This window comes from Comamonas antarctica (assembly GCF_013363755.1).
GTDB classification, from domain to species: domain Bacteria; phylum Pseudomonadota; class Gammaproteobacteria; order Burkholderiales; family Burkholderiaceae_C; genus Comamonas; species Comamonas antarctica.
The window spans coordinates 3,920,404-3,940,421 of sequence record NZ_CP054840.1 but is presented as its reverse complement, the minus strand read 5'-3'; the positions used below and the strand labels follow the sequence as shown (position 1 = coordinate 3,940,421).

19 protein-coding genes are annotated in these 20,018 nt (G+C 68.1%); 11 read left to right on the top strand and 8 right to left on the bottom strand.

The features are described from left to right. The first annotated feature begins 164 nt into the window (after positions 1-164). The 5 genes from radA (at position 165) to HUK68_RS18330 (ending at position 4,620) form a co-directional block, all read left to right on the top strand. The gene (radA, locus tag HUK68_RS18350; protein ID WP_175505493.1) at positions 165-1,550 is read left to right on the top strand and encodes a DNA repair protein RadA; all 1,386 of its coding nucleotides are present in this window, start codon (positions 165-167) and stop codon (positions 1,548-1,550) included. Between the two features lie 70 nt (positions 1,551-1,620). Then, a complete protein-coding gene (locus tag HUK68_RS18345) occupies positions 1,621-2,055 on the top strand; it encodes a glycerate kinase (protein WP_175505492.1) in 435 nt (144 codons plus the stop codon). A gap of 35 nt (positions 2,056-2,090) precedes the next feature. Then, the gene (locus HUK68_RS18340; RefSeq protein ID WP_175505491.1) at positions 2,091-3,029 is read left to right on the top strand and encodes a branched-chain amino acid transaminase; all 939 of its coding nucleotides are present in this window, start codon (positions 2,091-2,093) and stop codon (positions 3,027-3,029) included. Positions 3,030-3,065: 36 nt separating this feature from the next. Beyond that, positions 3,066-3,272, top strand: coding sequence for a zinc-finger domain-containing protein (locus tag HUK68_RS18335; RefSeq protein WP_175505490.1), 207 nt, complete (start codon positions 3,066-3,068; stop codon positions 3,270-3,272). 223 nt (positions 3,273-3,495) lie between these two features. Beyond that, the gene (locus HUK68_RS18330) at positions 3,496-4,620 is read left to right on the top strand and encodes a glycosyltransferase (RefSeq protein ID WP_244146204.1); all 1,125 of its coding nucleotides are present in this window, start codon (positions 3,496-3,498) and stop codon (positions 4,618-4,620) included. A 19-nt stretch (positions 4,621-4,639) separates the two neighbouring features. Here the strand turns inward: HUK68_RS18330 and HUK68_RS18325 are convergent, their stop codons facing one another. Both HUK68_RS18325 and HUK68_RS18320 read right to left on the bottom strand, forming a co-directional pair. Further along, complete coding sequence (locus tag HUK68_RS18325) at positions 4,640-5,392, bottom strand: glycosyltransferase family 25 protein (protein WP_175505488.1); 753 nt, start codon at positions 5,390-5,392, stop codon at positions 4,640-4,642. 5 nt (positions 5,393-5,397) lie between these two features. Beyond that, positions 5,398-6,117, bottom strand: coding sequence for a hypothetical protein (locus HUK68_RS18320; protein WP_244146203.1), 720 nt, complete (start codon positions 6,115-6,117; stop codon positions 5,398-5,400). Between the two features lie 107 nt (positions 6,118-6,224). Here HUK68_RS18320 and HUK68_RS18315 point away from each other — a divergent pair, with 107 nt between their 5' ends. Beyond that, positions 6,225-7,532, top strand: coding sequence for an O-antigen ligase family protein (locus HUK68_RS18315; protein WP_175505487.1), 1,308 nt, complete (start codon positions 6,225-6,227; stop codon positions 7,530-7,532). A gap of 2 nt (positions 7,533-7,534) precedes the next feature. Here HUK68_RS18315 and HUK68_RS18310 read toward each other — a convergent pair whose 3' ends face one another. From HUK68_RS18310 to HUK68_RS18300, 3 genes are all read right to left on the bottom strand, one after another. Beyond that, positions 7,535-8,755, bottom strand: coding sequence for an ATP-binding protein (locus HUK68_RS18310; protein WP_175505486.1), 1,221 nt, complete (start codon positions 8,753-8,755; stop codon positions 7,535-7,537). A gap of 4 nt (positions 8,756-8,759) precedes the next feature. Beyond that, a complete protein-coding gene (locus HUK68_RS18305; protein ID WP_175505485.1) occupies positions 8,760-9,482 on the bottom strand; it encodes a response regulator transcription factor in 723 nt (240 codons plus the stop codon). Between the two features lie 123 nt (positions 9,483-9,605). Next, complete coding sequence (locus tag HUK68_RS18300; RefSeq protein WP_175505484.1) at positions 9,606-10,961, bottom strand: AmpG family muropeptide MFS transporter; 1,356 nt, start codon at positions 10,959-10,961, stop codon at positions 9,606-9,608. Positions 10,962-11,059: 98 nt separating this feature from the next. Between HUK68_RS18300 and HUK68_RS18295 the strand changes: the two genes are divergently transcribed. After that, complete coding sequence (locus tag HUK68_RS18295; protein ID WP_175505483.1) at positions 11,060-11,950, top strand: M48 family metallopeptidase; 891 nt, start codon at positions 11,060-11,062, stop codon at positions 11,948-11,950. A gap of 403 nt (positions 11,951-12,353) precedes the next feature. Here the strand turns inward: HUK68_RS18295 and HUK68_RS18290 are convergent, their stop codons facing one another. Beyond that, positions 12,354-12,992 carry an MBL fold metallo-hydrolase gene (locus HUK68_RS18290; protein WP_175505482.1) on the bottom strand — a complete coding sequence of 213 codons (639 nt, stop codon included), beginning with the start codon at positions 12,990-12,992 and terminating at the stop codon, positions 12,354-12,356. Positions 12,993-13,005: 13 nt separating this feature from the next. After that, a complete protein-coding gene (locus tag HUK68_RS18285; RefSeq protein ID WP_175505481.1) occupies positions 13,006-13,914 on the bottom strand; it encodes a LysR family transcriptional regulator in 909 nt (302 codons plus the stop codon). A gap of 150 nt (positions 13,915-14,064) precedes the next feature. Between HUK68_RS18285 and HUK68_RS18280 the strand changes: the two genes are divergently transcribed. The 3 genes from HUK68_RS18280 to HUK68_RS18270 are packed head-to-tail and all read left to right on the top strand — an operon-like array spanning position 14,065 to position 17,079. Beyond that, positions 14,065-15,240 (top strand): porin, encoded by a 1,176-nt coding sequence (locus tag HUK68_RS18280; protein ID WP_175505480.1) that lies wholly within the window; start codon positions 14,065-14,067, stop codon positions 15,238-15,240. 17 nt (positions 15,241-15,257) lie between these two features. Next, on the top strand, positions 15,258-16,262 hold the full coding sequence (locus tag HUK68_RS18275) for a tripartite tricarboxylate transporter substrate binding protein (protein WP_175505479.1): 1,005 nt from the start codon (positions 15,258-15,260) through the stop codon (positions 16,260-16,262). Positions 16,263-16,272: 10 nt separating this feature from the next. Beyond that, entirely contained in the window at positions 16,273-17,079 is an 807-nt protein-coding gene (locus tag HUK68_RS18270; protein ID WP_175505478.1) for a cyclase family protein, read from the top strand. 157 nt (positions 17,080-17,236) lie between these two features. Here the strand turns inward: HUK68_RS18270 and HUK68_RS18265 are convergent, their stop codons facing one another. Then, positions 17,237-17,566: a hypothetical protein gene (locus HUK68_RS18265; RefSeq protein WP_175505477.1), complete on the bottom strand. Its 330-nt coding sequence runs from the start codon at positions 17,564-17,566 to the stop codon at positions 17,237-17,239. A gap of 43 nt (positions 17,567-17,609) precedes the next feature. Between HUK68_RS18265 and HUK68_RS18260 the strand changes: the two genes are divergently transcribed. Then, complete coding sequence (locus HUK68_RS18260; RefSeq protein WP_175505476.1) at positions 17,610-19,988, top strand: membrane-bound PQQ-dependent dehydrogenase, glucose/quinate/shikimate family; 2,379 nt, start codon at positions 17,610-17,612, stop codon at positions 19,986-19,988. Positions 19,989-20,018: the final 30 nt, after the last annotated feature.

Genomic DNA, 20,018 nt, shown 5'->3' with positions numbered 1-20,018 from the left:
TTCGGCCCTTCGCCAGGCGCAGGGCTCCAAGTGAAAACCGTTCGTCCTGAGCTTGCCTCGCCGGCCGCGTCGAAGGATGAAGGGCCTGTGCTCCAGATGCGAGGCCAGGGGGGGAACTCCGCGGCCCAGCCTGGGACTCTGCTGCGCCACGATATGCTCGCTCCATGGCCAAAGAGAAAACCCAATATGTCTGCAATGCCTGCGGCGCGACCAGCCCGCGCTGGCTGGGCAAGTGCCCGTCCTGCGGGGCCTGGAATTCGCTGATTGAATCGGTGCCCGAATCGGCCAGCGGCGGCAAGAACCGGCTGAGCGCGCCCCAGGGCTATGCCGGGCTGGCCAATGCCCAGCCGGTGACGCCGCTGTCGGCCATCGAAGCCACCGATGTGGCGCGCACGCCCAGCGGCATCGAGGAGCTGGACCGCGTGCTCGGCGGCGGCATCGTCGAAGGCGGCGTGGTGCTGATCGGCGGCGACCCCGGCATCGGCAAGTCGACGCTGCTGCTGCAGGCCATGGATGCGCTGCACCGCAAGGGCCTGCCCACGCTGTATGTGACGGGCGAGGAAAGCGGCGCGCAGATCGCGCTGCGTTCGCGCCGCCTGGGGCTGGACAACAGCCAGGTGCAGGTGCTGGCCGAGATCCAGCTCGAGAAGATCCTCGCCACGGTGGAGGCCACGCAGCCGATGGTGGTCGTGGTCGACTCCATCCAGACGGTCTATTCCGACCAGCTGTCGTCCGCGCCGGGCTCGGTGGCCCAGGTGCGCGAGTGCGCGGCGCATCTCACGCGCGCCGCCAAGACCACGGGCATCTGCGTGATCCTGATCGGCCATGTGACCAAGGAAGGCGCGCTGGCCGGCCCGCGCGTGCTCGAGCACATGGTCGACACCGTGCTGTACTTCGAGGGCGACACGCACAGCAACTTCCGGCTGGTGCGCGCGATCAAGAACCGCTTTGGCGCCGTCAACGAGATCGGCGTGTTCGCCATGACCGAAAAGGGCCTCAAGGGCGTGACCAACCCGAGCGCGATCTTCCTGAGCCAGCATACCGAACCCGTGCCCGGCAGCTGCGTGCTGGTCACGCTCGAAGGCACGCGCCCAATGCTGGTCGAAATCCAGGCCCTGGTCGACCAAGGCGGCCCGAGCCCGCGCCGGCTGTCGGTCGGTCTGGACAAGGACCGGCTGGCGATGCTGCTGGCCGTGCTCAACCGCCATGCGGGCGTGGCCTGCGCCGACCAGGACGTGTTCGTCAACGCGGTCGGCGGCGTGCGCATCAACGAACCGGCGGCCGACCTGGCCGTGATGTTGGCAATCACTTCGAGCCTGCGCGGCAAGGCGCTGCCGCGCGGCTTCATCGCGTTTGGCGAAGTCGGCCTGGCCGGCGAGGTGCGGCCCGCGCCGCGCGGCCAGGAGCGGCTCAAGGAAGCCGCGAAGCTCGGCTTCACCATGGCGGTCGTGCCCAAGGCCAACGCGCCCAAAAAGGCGATTCCCGGGCTGACCATCCATGCCGTCGAGCGCGTCGATGAGGCCATGAACATCGTGCGCGGCATCAGCTGAAGCAAGGGTTTCAGGGTTATACGCACTCACCACAACCGCGGGGTATGGCGTCCATAAGACAATCTAGGCCATGAATTTGCGCAAAATCTGGGTCCCCGTGGGACTGGCAGTGCTGTTGTACGCTGCCTATACAAGCTATGGCTGGCTGGGTGTGGCCGGCGTCGGCGGCGGTATCGTCATGTGGCTGCTGCTGCACTTCAACCGGCTGATGGCCGTGGTGCGCAAGGCCTCGAACATGCCGATCGGCTATGTCGCCAGCGCCGTCATGCTCAATGCCAAGCTGCGTGCGGGCGTGAACATGATGCATGTCGTGGCCATGACGCGTGCGCTGGGCAAGCAGCTGTCGCCCCAAGGCGAGCAGCCCGAGATCTTCCGCTGGACCGACGGTTCGCAGTCCCATGTGACCTGCACCTTCAACCATGGCCGCCTGGTCTCCTGGGAGCTTTACCGCCCCAGGCAGGAAGAAGCCCCCGCGCCCGCGATCGAACACACGCCCACGCCGTAGAATCTCCTTTTTGCGATCATGCACAAAGGATTCCCATGAGCTCCGCAGTTCCTTCGATGGCCGACCGTGACGGCAAGATCTGGATGGACGGCCAACTGGTCGAGTGGCGCGATGCCAAGGTCCATGTGCTGACGCATACGCTGCATTACGGCTGCGGCGCGTTCGAGGGCGTGCGCGCCTACGAGACGGACCAGGGCACGGCCATCTTCCGCCTCGAGGACCACACGAAACGCCTGTTCAACAGCGCCAAGATCCTGCGCATGAGCATGCCGTTCACGCAGGACGAGGTGAACCAGGCGCAGATCGAGGTGGTGCGCGCCAACCAGCTCAAGTCCTGCTACCTGCGCCCGCTGGCCTGGATCGGCGACCGCAAGCTGGGCGTCTCGCCCAAGGGCAACGACATCCACCTGATGGTCGCGGCCTGGGCCTGGGGCGCCTACCTGGGCGAAGAGGGCATGGCGCGCGGCATCCGCGTCAAGACCAGCAGCTACACGCGCCACCATGTGAACATCACCATGAGCCAGGCCAAGGCGGTGAGCAACTACACCAACTCCATCCTGGCCAACACCGAAGCCCTCGACGATGGCTACGACGAGGCGCTGCTGCTGGACGCGGCCGGCTTCGTCTCCGAAGGTTCGGGCGAGAACATCTTCATCGTCAAGGACGGCGTGGTGGTCACGCCCGACCTGTCGGCCGGCGCGCTCAACGGCATCACGCGCAACACCGTGTTCGCGATCTGCCAGGACCTGGGCCTGCAAGTGCAGCAGCGCCGCATCACGCGCGACGAGGTCTACATCAGCGACGAGGCCTTCTTCACCGGCACCGCCGCCGAAGTCACGCCGATCCGCGAACTCGACCGCATTGCCATCGGCAGCGGCAGCCGCGGCCCGATCACGCAACAGATCCAGGCGGCCTTCTTTGACATCGTCAACGGCCGCAACCCCAAGTACGCGCACTGGCTCACGCTGGTGTAAGCGGTTTTTCCAGCCCCCCGAGACAAGAGAACGAAAATGACCCAAGCCGTCGTAGAACTGGCCGCCAAGGACCTCAACACTTTTGGCGGCGTGTATTGCCCCAGCCCGCGCGCTGACATGAAGCTGTGGAACAGCCATCCCAAGGTCTACCTGGAAATCGCCCACACCGGCGAAGCCAAGTGCCCGTATTGCGGCACGCTGTACAAGCTCAAGGCGGGTGAGGTGGTCGGCCACGGGCATTGACTCCGCAGCGCGGATGAAAAAGGGGCCTGGTGCCCCTTTTTGCTATCTGTGTCAGGCCTTGGGGTTGCTCGGCTCGCAGCGAGCGATTTCCATTTCTCGAGTGGGCCCTTCATCCTTCGACGCGGCCGGCGAGGCAAGCTCAGGACGAACGGACTAAAACCGTTCGTCCTGAGCCCTGACGATGGGGCGAAGGATGGACGGCCAGCTTCCAAAGGACAACGCCGTGCGCGTATTGCATTTTGTGACCGGTGGATTTTCCGGAGCGACCCAGGTCGCGGTCGATCTGTGCCTGGCGGCGCAGCGCAGCCAGTCGATGCCGGTGCTGCTGGTGCTGCGGCGCAAACGCAATACCGATGCCGCGCGCGTGCAGGCGCTGCGCGACCAGGGGCTCGATGTGCGCGTCGTGCCGGGCTGGTCGCATGCGGCCACCATCTGGGCGCTGCGCCGCATCGCGCTCGAATGGCAACCCGACATCCTCGTCGCCCATGGCTTCAGCGACCATCTGTGGGGACGCTATGCGGGTCTGCTGGCCGGCGTGCCGAAGCTGGTGCATGTGGAGCACAACTCGCGCGAACGCTACACGCGCTGGCGCCTGAAGCAGGCGCTGTGGCTGGACCGGCGCAGCGCGGCCAGCGTGGGCGTCTCGCGCGGCGTGCGCGACCGGCTGCTGGAGCTGGGCTTCGCGCGCGAACGCTGCGTGGCGATCCCCAACGGCATCGACCTGGCGCGGTTTCCCGCCTCGCAGCTGCAGCCCTGGGCGCAGCGCGCGCCGGCCATCGTCATGGCCTCGCGCTTCGCGCGCCAGAAGGACCATGCGACGCTGATCGATGCGCTGGCGCTGCTGGGTGAGCAGGGGCTGCGGCCGCGGCTGTACCTGGCCGGCGGCGGCAAGGCGCGGCTGCGCGACCAGGCGATGGCCCAGGTCGAGCGGCTGGGCCTGGGCGCGCAGGTCGAATTCATGGGCCAGGTGGCGCAGCTGCCGCAGTTCCTGATGCAGCAGCAGTTGTTCGTGCTGTCCACGCACTATGAAGGCATGCCGCTGGCGCTGACCGAGGCCATGGCCGCGGGCTGCGCCTGCATAGGCAGCGATGTGGTCGGGGTGCGCGAGGTGATCGATGCGGGCCGCACCGGCTTGCTGGTGCCCGAAGGCGACGCGCCGGCGCTGGCGCAGGCGCTCAGGACGCTGCTGGAGCAGCCCGCGTACGCGCAGGCGCTGGCGCAGGCGGCGCGCGCCGAGGCCGAAGCCGCATTCGATGTGTCGGTCATGCAGGCTGGCTACGAAGCGCTGCTGCGGCGTGTGCATGCGGGGGACGCGGCTTCGACAGGCTCAGCCCGAACGGATTCCTAGGCGCTGGCTGCGATGCTGGTTACAGCCCGCGCTGCGTGCGCCGGTGGCGCGCATTGCCCAGCGTCAGTTGCAGCTTCATCGCGAACTTGCGCAGCTTCTGCAGCAGCGGCACGCGCGGGCGCTCGCTCCAGATGGTGCTTTCCAGGCTGGTCTCGTCGAGGACCAGCAGCGCCGGCAGCGTGCCCAGGATGCGCAGCTGGTTTTCCCACCAGAAGCGCAGGTCGACGTCGATCGGCCGGCCGAAGGGCACGCGCGTCTGCAGCAGCCTGGCGGCACCCGCGCGGCTGATCACGTAGCCGGCCGTCATGCTGGGCACGCGCTGGTATTCGATCAGCGCGACATCGGGCAGCAGCGGACGCTGGCTGCGCACCTTCTCGTGCTCGCGGCCGATCAGCTTGACCATGTCCCAGGGAATGTCGAGCGCGGCAATCGCGGCAATGCCGTCGGCAAGGCGGTCGTCGAGGCGCACATCGTCCTCGAGCACGACCATGGCCGGCGCGTCGCTGGCCAGCAGCTGGCGCCACGCCTGGATATGGCTCGCATAGCAGCCCTTTTCGCCATTGACCAGCGGCTTGTAGTACTGGCGGCGGTTCAGTTCCGCGCTGTAGAGCGCGTCCTGCTGCGCCGCGGGTACATCGGCCCACCAGACCGCATGCAGGCGCGCGCCGCGCAGATGGAGCCGCGCGAGCTCGGCTTCGAGCCGCTGGCGCCGCTCGGCATCGCGGTCGAGGTTGACGAAGACCAGCGGCAGGGAGACGGAATCGGCGGCCATGCGCTTCACTTCCACAGCCGTTTCCACCAGGGCCGGCGGCGCGGCGGCTGGCCGCTTTCGGCGGCCTGCAGCTGCTCGACGATCTCGAGGTAGTGGCGGAAGTTCAGCGGCCGGTCGGCCAGCACGTCGTCGGCCACCGCATGGAAGATGGCTTCGTAGGCCGGCTTGCGCGATTCGAACAGATGGAAGAACTCGCGCTGGCCATAGAAGGTGCCGATGCCGAAAACGCCTTCGTTGCCCAGCGACCATTTGGGCAGCAGGCAGGCGCACACCGAAGGCATGACCACCGGAATGCCGGCTTCGCGCGCCAGCACCGACATGACTTCGGCCGCATCGTGCAGTTTGCTCGAGCGCATGGTGGGACGGCCCAGTTGCATCCACATACTTTTGCGAAAGGCCATGAACATCGGTCCCGCATACACTTGCGTGCCCTGCTTGTGGTTGGAGAACTGGGCCAGCCCGAACAGCGCGCCGTTCTCGGCATGCTGCACGGCCGCCAGATAGGCGGCGCGGTTCAATGCCAGCGCGTCGATGTCGCAGAACACCACGATGTCCTCGGGCGCCATCCGCTCGAGCACCTCGTTCATCCAGAGACCATGCGGCTGCTGGTCGGCACGTTCCTGCTGCAGCGGAATGTCGAGATGCGCGAAAACCTCGCGCTGCTTGGACAGTATGCTGCCGGGAATGTTGTCCCAGTACATGGCGTGAACGGTTGGATTTTTCATAGTCGGATTGTTACCCAATACCTGTGCAGCAACGCACAGCCTGGATTCAAGGCGTCTCCCGCATGGCTGGGGCCAGGCGGCCATAAAAACGTTTTTGCATTTTCTCCATGACCTTTGCTCTTCGCCGCATGCAGGCGTTTTCCGAATCCGCCGCATTGGCCTGCCTGGTGCTGGTGTTCCTGTCGTTTCCCGTGGCGATGGCGCTGGGCTATGTCGCGATGGCGCTGGTGCTGCTGTTCGGGTTGCTCAGCGGGCGCATCTGGCAACGCTGGCCCACGGTGCGGCGCGCGCCCGTGGTCTGGGCGGCGCTGGGCCTCTACGCGCTGATGCTGGTCGGCACGCTCTACACGCCGGCCAGCCACGACGACATCGTGCTGCATCTGTCCAAGTACAGCAAGCTGCTGTGGGTGCCGGTAGGCATTGCGCTGCTGTCCGACCAGGCCTGGCGCCGGCGCTGCATGAATGCCTTTGCGCTGGCCATGCTGTTCATCCTGGTTTCGGTCTACGCCAACATCTTCTGGGACCTGCCCTGGTCCAGCACCCACAACCAGGGCTGGGGGCAGAACCATACGGTGATCGGCGACTACATCACGCAGAACGTGATGATGACCTTCTTCGTGGTGCTGGCCATGGACCGCGGGCTGCGCGCCAGCGCGGCGGTCTGGCAGCGCGGCGCCTGGTGGCTGGCGGCGGCGCTGGGCGCGCTGAGCATCACCCATCTGTCGAGCGGGCGCACCGGCTATCTGCTGTTGTTGATGGCCCTGCTGGCATTCTTCATCCTGGCCACGCAGGGCTGGAAACGCTGGGCGGCGCTGGGCCTGCTGGGCCTGGGCCTGCTCGTGGTCGGCGCGACGTCGGTCGAAGTGCAGCAGCGCGTGCAGCTCGCGGTCACCGAAGCGCGCAACAGCGACAGCATGGAGATCACCAGCATCGGCGGGCGCATCAACTTCTGGAAGAACACCTGGGCGCTGGTGGCGCAGAAGCCGCTCACCGGCTGGGGCACGGGCAGCTACCACGATGCCTGGTGCGCGCAGGTCACGGCCGAGGGCTGGTGCGCGTTCGGACGCTGGCATCCGCACAACCAGTACCTGTTCCTGTGGATGGAAAACGGGCTGCCCGGGCTGCTGCTCTTCCTGGCGCTGATCGGTGCGCCGGTCTGGGCCGCGCGCCATGCGCAGCCGCACCAGCGGCGTCTGCTGCTGAGCTTTGCGGTGATCTTTGCCGTCAACAGCCTGATCAATGCCTCGCTCTGGAGCTCGCGTGAAAGCCACTTCTTCGTGCTGCTGCTGATTCTGCTATGCGCCGATGCGCTGTACACGCGCCGCGCCGCGCCTCAGCCCGCCGCGCCTCAGCCGGCCGCGCCTCAGCCGGCAGCGCCCGATCCCCTCGGCGTGGCTGCGCAGTCCCTGCGCTGAGCTCAGGCCAGCGGCAGGCGCAGCACGAAGCAGGCGCCGGGCTGGCCGTCGCTGCGGCCTTCGCAGTGCACGCTGCCGCCGTGGCGCTCGGCAATCGAGCGCACCAGCGCCAGGCCCAGGCCCACGCCGCCCGAGCGCTCGCTCGCGCCGGGCAGGCGGTAGAACTTCTCGAAGATGCGCTCGCGCTGGTCGGCCGGCACGCCCGGGCCCTGGTCGCTGACGCGGATCTCGGCGCAGCGTCCGTCCGAGGACAGCTCCAGCGTGATCTCGCCCTGGCTGTAGCGGCGCGCGTTCTCCAGCAGGTTGCGCACCGCGCGCCGCAGCAGCTTGGCGATGCCCGGCACTTCGAGCGCCGCCAGATCCTGCAATTGCAGTTCGGCATCGACGCGCGCGCATTCCTCGGCACCCAGGCCGATCAGGTCGACCGATTCGGTGGTGCCGACATCGACCTCGCGGGAATCGAGCCGGCTGGCCAGCAGGATCTCGTCGACCAGCTGGTCGAGTTCGTTGACATTGCGCAGGATCTCGGCGCGCGAGGCCGGCGAGGGCTGGCCGCCGGCCATCAGCTCCATGCCCATGCGGATGCGCGTGAGCGGCGAGCGCAGTTCATGCGAGGCATTGGCCAGCAGCGACTTCTGCGAGGCCATCAGCGCCTCGATGCGCTCGGCCGAGGCGTTGAACTGGCGCGAGAGGTCGGCCAGCTCGTCGTTGCCATGCACCGGCACGCGTGTGGCCAGGTCGCCCTCGCCAAAGCGCTGCACGCTGCGCTGCAGGTTCTCGAGCCGCTTGAGCAGCCGGCGGATGATGGGGAACACGCCCAGCGCCACCGCCAGGCCGACCAGCGCCAGCATCCACAGGAACCCAAACGGCCGCAGCCAGAACGCGGCCGGGCCATGCGGCGGCGGGCGCTCGCCGCGCTGGGTGCGCGGCGCCATGTGCAGGCTGAAGTTCGTGCCGTCGGCGCCGGCGATGTCGAAGCGCAGGCCTTCGGACGGGTCGCCGGGGCGGCGTATGCCCAGGCCCTGGGCCAACACCTGGCCGTTGCCGTCGCGCAGCACGATCTCGCGCGCCGGCGCGGCGCTGGCGCTGTTTTGCTGGGCGTTGAACTCGGCCGCGGTCTGCCAGGCCCAGGCCACGAGCAGCGTCAGTACCGCGACGCCGCCGACCACGGCCAGCCAGATGCGCAGGTACAGGCGGCGGGAGAACAGGCGCAGCAGCGACATGGCGTCAGTCCTGCTGCTTGGCAAAGACATAGCCCACGCCGCGCACCGTCAGGATGCGCTTGGGGGCCTTGGGGTCGGCTTCGATGGCCGCGCGGATGCGGCCCATGTGCACGTCGATCGAGCGGTCGAAGGCCTCTAGCTCGCGGCCGCGCACGGCCTCCATGATCTGCTCGCGCGACAGCACGCGGCCCGCGCGCTCGGCCAGCGCCACCAGCAGGTCGAACTGGTAGGAGGTCAGCTCGCTGGCCTGGCCGGCCACGGTCACGGTGCGCGCATCGCGGTCGATCTCGAGCGAGCCGAAGCGCAGCGCCTGGCTGGGCGCCTCCACCGCGCCATGGCCCTGGCGCCGCAGGATGGCGCGGATGCGCGCCAGCAACTCGCGCGGCTCGAAGGGCTTGGGCAGGTAGTCGTCGGCGCCGATCTCCAGGCCGATCACGCGGTCCATGGGGTCGCCCTTGGCGGTCAGCATCAGCACCGGGATCTGCGCCGCGGCGCCGGGCAGCGCGCGGATGCGGCGGCAGACTTCGAGGCCGTCGATGTCGGGCAGCATCAGGTCGAGGATCACCAGGTCGGGCAGCGTCTGCGGGTCGATGACCTGCAGCGCGGCCAGGCCGCTCAGGCCGTCGCCGCGGTGCTCGAGCTTGAGGCCGTTCTGGCCCAGGTACTCGCCGACCATCTCGGCCAGGCGGGCGTCATCTTCAATCATCAGCAGGTGGTGCACGCTCATGGATTCGGGCGGGGATAGTGAGGAAGAAAGCAGGGCCATGCAGGCGATGGTCGCGCCGCGGTGTCGCGCTGGCTTGTCGCCTGCGTAAAGATGGGGTAAATCTCGCAGGCCCGGCGGCCGCTGTCAATCCTTGCGCAGCGGCACGCGCGCCGCGGCCCAGACCAGCAGCAGCACCGGCAGGCCCAGCAGCGCGGTGGCGACAAAGAAGCTCGCATAGCCATGCGCGTCGACAAACACGCCGGAGAAGCCGGCGATCCACTTCGGCGCCAGCAGCATCATCGAGCTGAACAGCGCATATTGGGTCGCCGAGTACTGCACATTGGTCAGCGCCGACAGGTAGGCAATGAAGGCCGCCGAGGCAATGCCGCCGGCGAGGTTGTCGGCCGAGACCACGAACACCAGGCCCGTGAGGTCGTGGCCGCGCGTGGCCAGCAGCGCGAACAGCAGGTTGCTCGCGGCCGACAGCACGGCGCCCAGCATCAGCACGCGCATCACGCCCCAGCGCATGGCCATGGCGCCGCCGAGGAAGGCGCCGGCCAGCGTCATGACCACGCCGAATACCTTGGTCACGGCCGCGACCTCGTCCTTGGTGAAGCCCATGTCGACATAGAAGGGATTGGCCATGATGCCCATCACCACGTCGCTGATGCGGTAGACCGCGATCAGCGCCAGGATCAGCGCCGCCTGCCAGCGGTAGCGGCGGATGAAATCGGCAAACGGCTCGACCACGGCGCCGCGCAGCCATTCGCCGGCATTGCGCGCGCGCGGCAACGCGCGCGGCGCAGGCTCGCGCGACAGCAGCACCGTGACCACGCCCAGCAGCATGCTCGCGGCCATGGCGCAGTACGCGACCTGCCAGGCGTTGTGCAGATAGCCGCTGGCGTCGCCCTGCGCGCGCGCCGCGATCCACAACACGCCTGCGCCGGCCCAGATCATCGCCAGCCGGTAGCCGGTCTGGTAGGTCGCGGCCAGCGCCGCCTGGCGGTCGGCGTCGGCCGATTCGATGCGGAAGGCGTCGAGCGCGATGTCCTGCGTCGCCGAGCCAAACGCCACCGCCAGCGCGCACCAGACCACGGGTTGCAGGCTGCTCAGCGGGTCGTTGAACGCCATGCCCACCAGGCCGGCCATGACCAGCAGCTGCGACAGCAGCAGCCAGCTGCGCCGGCGCCCCAGCCGGCGCGTGAGCAGTGGCAGCGGCAGATGGTCGACCAGCGGCGACCAGAGCCACTTGAAGGCATAGACCAGGCCGACCCAGCTCAGGTAGCCAATGGTCGCGCGGTCGATGCCGGCCTCGCGCAGCCAGAACGACAGCGTGCCCAGCACCAGCAGCAGCGGCAGTCCCGCCGAGAAGCCCAGCGCCAGCATGCGCCAGCTCGCGGGCTCGCGGTAGACACGCCAGGTGGCGCGCCAGCTGCGGGTGGGGGCGGGGGCTGCGTCGGGCGCGGCGGGCGCGGCGGGGGAGGAGGTGGATTGGTTCATGGCGGTCGGAGGCTGCAAGGCCATTATCCCGTGCGCGCAGCCCGGGGTGGCGGTGTTGTCTGACGGCCCGCAGTGGCAGAACCGCTAGACTTTTGCGCATGCAGCATCTCGACCATTCCACTCTTTCCTCGGCCGCCAGTTGCTGGCATTGCAGCTGCGCGGCCGCAAGCCCGTGGCAGGCGCGGCGCGCCTTCCTGCGCCTGGGCGGCGCGGCGGCACTGGCCACGGCCGGCGGCGCGGCGCTGGCCCAGGTCGATGTCGGCGGCGGCTCGCGCCTGCGCCAGCTGGTGCCCGCCGAGACGCTCGAGGAGGCGGCCACGCAGCAATACCAGCAGCTGCTGGCCCAGGCCAAGGCCCAGGGCGCGCTTGCGCCCTCGACCAACCCGCAGCTGCGCCGCCTGCACACCATTGCGGGCCGGCTGGTGCCGCAGGCCACGCAATGGAACGAGCGCGCGCGTTCCTGGCGCTGGGAAGTGAATCTGATCGGCAGCAAGGAAATCAACGCGTTCTGCATGCCCGGCGGCAAGATCGCGTTCTACACCGGCATTCTCGACAAGCTGGCGCTGACCGATGACGAGGCGGCCATGATCATGGGCCACGAGATGGCGCACGCGCTGCGCGAACATTCGCGCGAGCAACTGGCCAAGAACCAGGCCACCAACATCGGCTTGTCGCTGGGCGCGCAACTGCTGGGCCTGGGCGACCTGGGCAACGCCGCGGCCAAGCTCGGCTCGCAGCTGCTGAGCCTGCGCTTCAGCCGCGCCGATGAAAGCGATGCCGACCTGGTGGGCCTGGAAATGGCGGCGCGCGCCGGCTACGACCCGCAGGCCGCGGTCACGCTGTGGCAGAAGATGGGCCAGGCCACGGGCGGCGGTGGCGGCAACGGCCTGGCTTTTCTCTCCACCCACCCGAGCGGCCCGGACCGGATTCGCGAACTGCAGAGGAATGTGCCGAAAGTCGAGGGCTTGTATCGGCAGGCGAGGAAATAAACCCCCACGTTCGCCCACTGCGTGTGGCTCTCCTGGGGGGCAGAGCCCCCCAATCGCGTTTTGCCTTGGGGGGGGCCGCCCAGGCCGGCCCGGCGGCAAAACAAGCCCCCACGTTCGCCCACTGCGTGTGGCTCTCCTGGGGGGGCAGAGCCCCCCAATCGCGTTTTGCCTTGGGGGGGGGGCCGCCCAGGCCGGCCCGGCGGCAAAACCAGGCCCCCAAGTTCGTCCGGGGCTCGAATCATGCGTGCGGGCCGTTCATGGTTCGACGGGCTCACCACGAACGGTTTGATCACACGGACGGTTTGGTCGCCACGAACGCTTTGAAGGCTAGCGACCTACTCCCTCCGTTCGTCCTGAGCCCGTCGAAGGATGAACGTCCTATGCTCAGGAAAGCCGCGCGCCCTCAGGTCCCGCCCACATAAGGGTTGCTCAAGCGCTCGCGCCCGAGCGAGCTTTCCGGCCCGTGTCCCGGAATGAACACCGTGTTCTCGCCCATGGGCCACAGCTTCTCGACGATGCTGGCAATCAGCTGCTCGTGGTTGCCCTGGGGAAAATCGGTGCGGCCGATGCTGCCCGCGAACAGCACGTCGCCGACGAACACGCGCTCGATCTGCGGTGCGTGGAACACCACATGGCCGGGCGTGTGGCCCGGGCAGTGGCGCACGTGCAGTGTTTCGCGGCCGATCTGCACGCTGTCGCCGTCATGCAGCCAGCGCGTGGGCGTGAAGCGCTGCGCGGGTGGAAATCCGAACATCGCGCTTTGCTGCGGCAGGCCGTCGATCCAGAACTGATCGCCCTCCTGCGGGCCGATGATGGGCAGCGCATGCGACTGCGCCAGCTCGCCCGCGCCGCCTGCGTGGTCGATGTGCGCATGCGTGAGCCAGATCGCGCGCAGGTTCAAGCCCAGGCGCTCGGCCGCGGCCAGGATGCGCGGCAGGTCGCCGCCCGGATCGATCACGGCCGCGTCGCGGCTTTCGCTGCACCAGACCAGCGAGCAGTTCTGCTGGAAGGCGGTGACAGGGATGGTGAGGTATTCAAGCATGGTGCCTATCTTCTCAGATCGCGCGGCCCACGCGCAGCGCGAGTTCGCGCAGCCATTGCAGCGCCGGATCGGCATCGCGGTGCCGGTGCCACTGCAGCGTCTGCACCAGCGTCGGCACTTCGAGCGGCGGCGGCCACAGCCGGATCGGCAGCACTTTTTCCGCCTGCAGCGCCAGCCGCCGGTGCATGGTGGCGATGCGGTCGGTGCCAATCACCATCTGCGCCAGCGCCGTCATGCTGGGCGCGGACACCTCGACGCGGCGCTTGATGCCGAAGCGCTCCAGGAACCAGCCGTCGAATGCCGCGCGCTGCTGGCCCGTGGCGTAGTTGGCCACGACATGGCCGCACTCGACATAATCCTCGAAGGTCAACTGCGTGCGGATGCGGCTGTTGCCGTTCCAGGTCACGCACAGGTATTCCTCCTCGAACAGGGGCTGCGACGGATGGCCCGGCGCGGCAAACTGCGCGGGAATGACCAGCAGGTCGGCGTCGCCCTGATCGAGCTGCTCGCCCGGCTTGTCGTTGAGCGCGCGCAGCTCGATGCCTATGCCGCGCGCCTCGCGGTACAGCGCCTCGAGCAGCGGCGGCACGAACACCGCGGTGGTGAAATCCGACAGCAGCAGCACGAAGGTACGGGTGGCGCTGGCCGGATCGAACACCGGCGGCGTGGTGATCGTGCTGTCGATGCGTGCCAGCACCTCGCGCACCGGCTCGATCAGGCCCAGCGCGCGCGGCGTGAGCACCATCTGCCGCCCCTGCACGGCCAGCAGTTCGTCGCCGAAGTAATCGCGCAGCCGCGCCAGCGCGTTGCTCATCGCGGGCTGGCTCAGGTGCAGGCGCTGGCCTGCACGGCTGATGTTGCGTTCGGCCAGCAGCGCATCAAGCGCCACCAGCAGGTTCAGGTCGAGTTTGTTGAAGCGCATGTCCCAGGGTTCTTATTGGTATTCATCGCATGGATTGCTGGAATTTAAAGAATCCATTTCAGGAATACAAGCCAAGTCTCTAGAGTGCATCCCTGTTGCCGGCGCCGAGGCCGGCGGCAGCAAAAACAATATCAACGGGAGACAAACACCATGCAAAACCATGCCGACACGGCAGGCGTGCCCGCGTCCATGCGGCCCAGGCGCCGCAACACCGTCCTGCTGGCGCTGGCCGCAGCCGCCATTTCCGGCGCCCACGCCCAGGGCGCTGCCGGCTCCAGCCTGCAGTTCTATGGCCTGATGGACGCCGGCGTGGGCCGCTTCAAGGGCGCGCCGGGCGGGGTCAACGCGCAGGACGAGGCCCAGTCCAAGCTCAACAGCGGCAACCTGTCGACCAGCCACTGGGGCCTGCGCGGCAGCGAGGACCTGGGCGGCGGGCTCAGCGCCGCCTTCGAGCTGTCGTCCTTCGTGCGCAACGATACCGGCCAGCTCGGGCGCAACGATGCGATCGGCGCACCGGTCAACGTCGCGGCCGATCCGGCGTTCTCGCGGTTCGCCTGGGTCGGGCTCGCGCATCCCGCCTGGGGGCGCGTGCGCCTGGGCAACATGTCCTCGCTGCTGTTCGTCAACAGCATCACCTCGAACGCGTTTGGCGACTCCACGGCGCTGAGTCCGCTCAACCTCACGACCTTCATCGGCAGCCCGCTCACGGGCGGCACGGGCTGGGCCAATTCCGTGACCTATGAAACCCCGGTCTGGAGCGGTGTCAGCGCCGCGGCCGCCTATGGGTTTTCCGAAGGCCAGGGCGGCGGCAACAGTGCGCTGCGCCTGGCCTATGCGCAGGGTCCGCTGGCGGCATCGCTGGCGCTGCAAAGCGTCAAGCGCAACCCGCTGACATTTGCCGACGGCACCTCGCCCAACGACACGCGCGCCTGGCAGCTGGCCGCCTCCTATGACTTCAGCAGCGTGAAGCTGTTCGCGCACCTGGGCGGCATCCAGAACCGCGGCACGGCGGCGCAGCCGCTCGATATCGGCTACCGCCTGTGGGAGCTGAGCGCTGCGGTGCCGCTGGGCGCGGGCCGGCTGCTGGCGGGCTATGCCTCGCGCCGCACCGGCGACGCGGTGCTGGCGGTGCCGGCCACGGCCGCCGGCGGCAACCTGCAGCGCAAGCTGCTGAGCCTGGGCTACGACCATCTGCTGTCCAAGCGCACCGATGCCTACCTGGTGCTGATGCGCGACCAGACGCGCACCCAGACGCTGGGCGCGCCGGCGCAGGCCGTCGAGGCCCGCGGCACCAGCGTGGCGCTGGGCATCCGGCACCGGTTTTGAAGCACAGGGAGCAGTTCATGAATCACGCACAACAGGCCTTGCCGGCAACCCGGCGTTCCATGCTCTTGGCGCTGGCCGCGAGCGCCTTCGGGCCGCGGGCACTGGCGCAGAACGGGCGCCATTTCTCGATCATCGTGCCCCAGCCCGCGGGCAATCCCAGCGATGTCTTCGCGCGCAAGCTCCAGCAGCTGATGCAGCAGTCGCTGGGGCAGACCGTGATCGTCGAGAACCTGCCCGGCGCGGGCGGCGCCATCGGCGTGCAGCGCATGCTCAATGCGCCCGCCGACGGCATGACCGCGGTGATGGTCTCGCAGACCGAGCCCATCCTCACCCCCGCGACGCTGCTCAGCGTGCGCTACAAGCCCGGTCAGATGCGCGCCGTGGGCCTGCTGGGCCGCACCAGCTATGTGCTGGCCGGCCGGCCCGACCTGCCCGCGCAAAAGCATTCGGAACTGCTGGCGCTGGCGCGCCAGGCCGACAGGTCCGGCAAGCCCTTGAGCTTCGGCCATATCGGCCAGGGCTCGATGATCCACCTGATGGGTGCGCAGTGGGCGCAGCTGTGCGGCGTGGAGCTGGCGTACATCCCCTACCGCGGCGTGCCGCCGGCGGTGCAGGACCTCGCGGGCGGGCAGATCGACCTGTCGTTCGTGCCGCTGGGCGGGCTGGCGCTCGATCTGATCATGACCGGCAAGCTGCGTGCCTTCGGCAGCACCGCCGAGCAGGCGCCGGCGCTGCTGCCGCAGGCCACGCCGCTCAAGACGCTCGAGCCCGCGCTGAAGAACTTCGTGCACACCGCCTGGGGTGCGCTGCTGGTGCCGCGCAACGTGCCAGAGGCCGCGGCGCAGCGCATCAACACCGCCTTCGAGTCCGCGATGCGCGACCCCGACGTGCAGGCCTTCCTGCGCAGCCAGGGCACCGATCCGCAGGGGCCGATGACCCTGGCCGCGCTGGAGCAGTTCTATCAGAAGGAAATCCAGGTCCACCAGGCACTGGCGCGCGCCGTGGGCGTGGTGGCTTCCTGAGGAGATGCGCATGAAGAAGCCCAAGCACCGCTTTGTCGACCTGTCGATCTATCTCGAGAACGACGTGCTCTCGGACCCGCCGCCGCTGGCGCCCAAGATCACCTACCAGAAGCACGCCGACACGCTGCCCGAGTTCATGGCGATGATCCCGGGCACCACGCCCGCGGACTATCCCGATGGCGAGGCGGCCGCGGCCGAGTGGGTCACGCTCACGACGCACAACGGCACCCACCTCGATGCGCCCTGGCATTTCCATTCGACGCAGGATGCCAAGCTGGGCGGCGCGCGGCCGTCGATCACCATCGACCAGGTGCCGCTCGAATGGTGCTTCCAGCCCGGCGTGAAGCTGGACTTCCGCCACTTTCCCGACGGTTACGTCGCCACCGCGGCCGATGTCGAAGCCGAACTGCAGCGCATCGATTACGAACTCCAGCCACTGGACATCGTGGTCGTGAACACGCGCGCCGGCAGCCGCTACGGCCACCCCGACTATCTGGGCGCGGGCTGCGGCATGGGCTACGAGGCGACGATGTACCTGCTCGAGCGCGGCGTGCGCCTCACGGGCACCGATGCCTGGAGCTGGGATGCGCCGTTCTCGTACACCGCGGCGCGCGTGGCCGAGACCGGCAACAAGGCGCTGATCTGGGAAGGGCACAAGGCCGGCCGCGACATCGGCTACTGCCATCTGGAGAAGCTGCACAACCTCGAGGCGGTGCCGGCCACGGGCTTCATGATCAGCTGCTTTCCGCACAAGATCCGCGGCGCCTCGGCCGGCTGGACGCGCGCGGTGGCGATCTTTGCCGACGAAGCGCCCTGAGCCTGCCGCGCCTGCATCGCTGCTGTCCATAATGCTTCAGCGCGGCCGGTGCGCGCATCCTCGGATATCCGGCTTCTCAACGCCGAGCCGTCTTTGGTTCTCGATGGCTGATTTTCGGTGGATTATGGGGCGTCGCGGGGATCATTAACACCGCTGATTATTTACGGCTGTCAGATAATGTGCCGTCTTTTGCGCGCATTCTGAAGTGCGGATTTTTCTGCAGAGGTCCGATGCCGTATGCGGCAAGTGTTTCCCAGGCCATCGCTTGGCGCGGCCGGCTTTGGCAGAGTGTGGGATGCATTTTTCCGCTTCGGACACAGGTGTCCGAAATAGTAACGCTGGCAACAAGCTCTTTCCCGCGTAAATAAGATGGCGACCCGGGCGGCATTGCTGCGGGCGCCTCTTTCGCATTTACCTCGCGCGCATGCGAATCGCGCCGCGCCAGCGCCGCATATTTCTCCAACCATGCACAAAAACCATATTTCAAACATGGCCTCAAACCTCTCATTCATCTGCGGGAAGGGCGCGTCATGCGTGTCTTGACCTTGCTGCTTCTGGCGCTGCTGGGCCTGCCGCTCACCGCGGGCGGCGTCTATCTGCTGACCCTGGGCGGCAGCCCGTTCTATCTGTTCAGCGGCCTGGTCGTGCTGGCCGTGGCCGTTGGCGTGTTCCAGCGCAAGCGCTGGGCCACGCCGCTGTACGCGATCTGGCTGCTGGTGCTGCTGGCCTGGTCGCTGTGGGAAGCGGGCCTGTACTGGTGGCCGCTGGCCACGCGCCTGGGCCTGCCGGTCATCGTCGGCCTGGTCATGGCGATTCCGGCTTCGCGCCGCAATGCGCAGGGCACGGGCCACTTCGGCCTGGGCTGGCCGGTGCTGGGCACGGCGCTGCTGTCGGCCGTGGTCGCGCTGGTGGGCATTCCACGCCACCTGCATGAGACCGAAGGCACGCTGGCGATGGACATCGTCAACGCCGACCCCAAGCTGGGCGACAGCCCGCTGGCCGAAGGCGAATGGACGGCCTATGGCCGCACCCAGCATGGCCAGCGCTTCACGCCGCTCAAGCAGATCACGCCCGAGAATGTCGGCAAGCTCGACGTTGCCTGGCAGATCCGCACCGGCGACATGCGCGGCCCGGGCGACGTCGGCGAGACCACCTACCAGGCCACGCCGCTCAAGATCAACGACACGCTGTACCTGTGCACGCCGCACAGCCTGGCCATTGCGCTCGATGCCGACACCGGCAAGGAACGCTGGCGCTTCGATCCGAAGTCGGGTCTGGAAAAGCAGCGCCAGCACCAGACCTGCCGCGGCGTGTCGTATCACAGCGATGCGCCCGTGGCCGCCGGTACGCCGGCCGCCGGAGCGCCGGCCGCCGGTACGCCGGCCGCCGCCCCGGCGCTGTGCGCCAAGCGCATCTTCCTGCCCACCTCCGATGCCAAGCTCTACGCGCTCGATGCCGCCACCGGCAAGCCCTGCGCCGACTTCGGCAAGGATGGCGCGCTCGACCTGACGCACAACATGCCGTTCAAGCAGTCGGGCTTCTACTACTCGACCTCGCCACCGGCCGTCGCGGGCGACCGCGTGATCGTCGCCGGTGCGGTGAACGACAACTACGCCGTGAACTCGCCCTCGGGCGTGATCCGCGCGTATGACGTGCACACCGGCAAGCTGCTGTGGAACTGGGACTCGGGCAAGGCCGGCGACACCACGGCCTTCGATCCGAACGACCGCAGCCAGACCTATACCGCCTCGTCGCCCAACAGCTGGTCGGTGGCCAGCGTCGACATGGAACTGGGCATGGTCTACTTCCCGATGGGCAACCGCACGCCGGACCAGTTGGGCATCTACCGCAATGCCGACGAGGAAAAGTACGCGACGTCGGTCGTGGCCCTGGACCTCGCCACCGGCCAGGTGCGCTGGGTGCAGCAGTTCGTGCACCACGACCTGTGGGACATGGATTCGCCGGCCCAGCCCGTGCTGCTCGACCTGGATCTCGCCAAGGGCCGGACCCCGGCCATCGTGGTGCCGACCAAGCAGGGCGATGTCTATGTGCTCGACCGCCGCGACGGCAGCCCGGTGCATGCCATCACCGAACGCGCCGCGCCCCAGGGCACGGAGATTCCGGGCCAGACCGTGGCCGCGATGCAGCCGACCTCGGCACTGAGCTTCGAGCCGCCGCCACTGCGCGAATCGGACATGTGGGGTGCCAGCCTCATCGACCAGATGATGTGCCGTATCGCGTTCAAGAAGCTGCGCTACGAGGGCCGCTACACGCCGCCGTCGCTGCAGGGTTCGCTGGTCTATCCGGGCAACTTCGGCGTCTTCAACTGGGGCAGCGTCGCGGTCGATCCGCAGCGCCAGGTGATGTTCGGCATGCCGACCTATCTGGCCTTCGTCTCGACGCTGGTGCCGCAGGAGCATGTGCGCGGGCAGCAGACCAATGCCGGCGAGCAGGGCCTGAACGCCAACGTCGGCGCCGACTACGGCGTGCGCATGCATCCCTTCCTGTCGCCGATCGGCGTGCCCTGCCAGGTGCCGCCATGGGGCACGGTGGCTGCTGCCGACCTGCGTACCGGCAAGATCGCCTACCAGTACCGCAACGGCACCATCCGCGACCTGTCGCCCGTGCCGCTGCCGATCCGCGTCGGCGTGCCCGGCATCGGCGGCCCGCTGATGACCGCGAGCGGCGTGGCCTTCCTCGGCGCTGCCGTGGACAACAACTTCCGCGCCTATGACGTGGCCAGCGGCAAGATCCTGTGGGATGTGCGCATTCCCGCGGGCGGCCAGGCTACGCCCATGAGCTACCTCAACAGCCAGGGCGAGCAGATGGTCGTGCTGGTGGCCGGCGGCCACGGCTCGATCGGCACCAAGGCCGGCGACTATGTGGTGGCGTACAAGCTCAAAAAGTAAACGCTCAATCCCGGCCCGGCAACGGGCCGC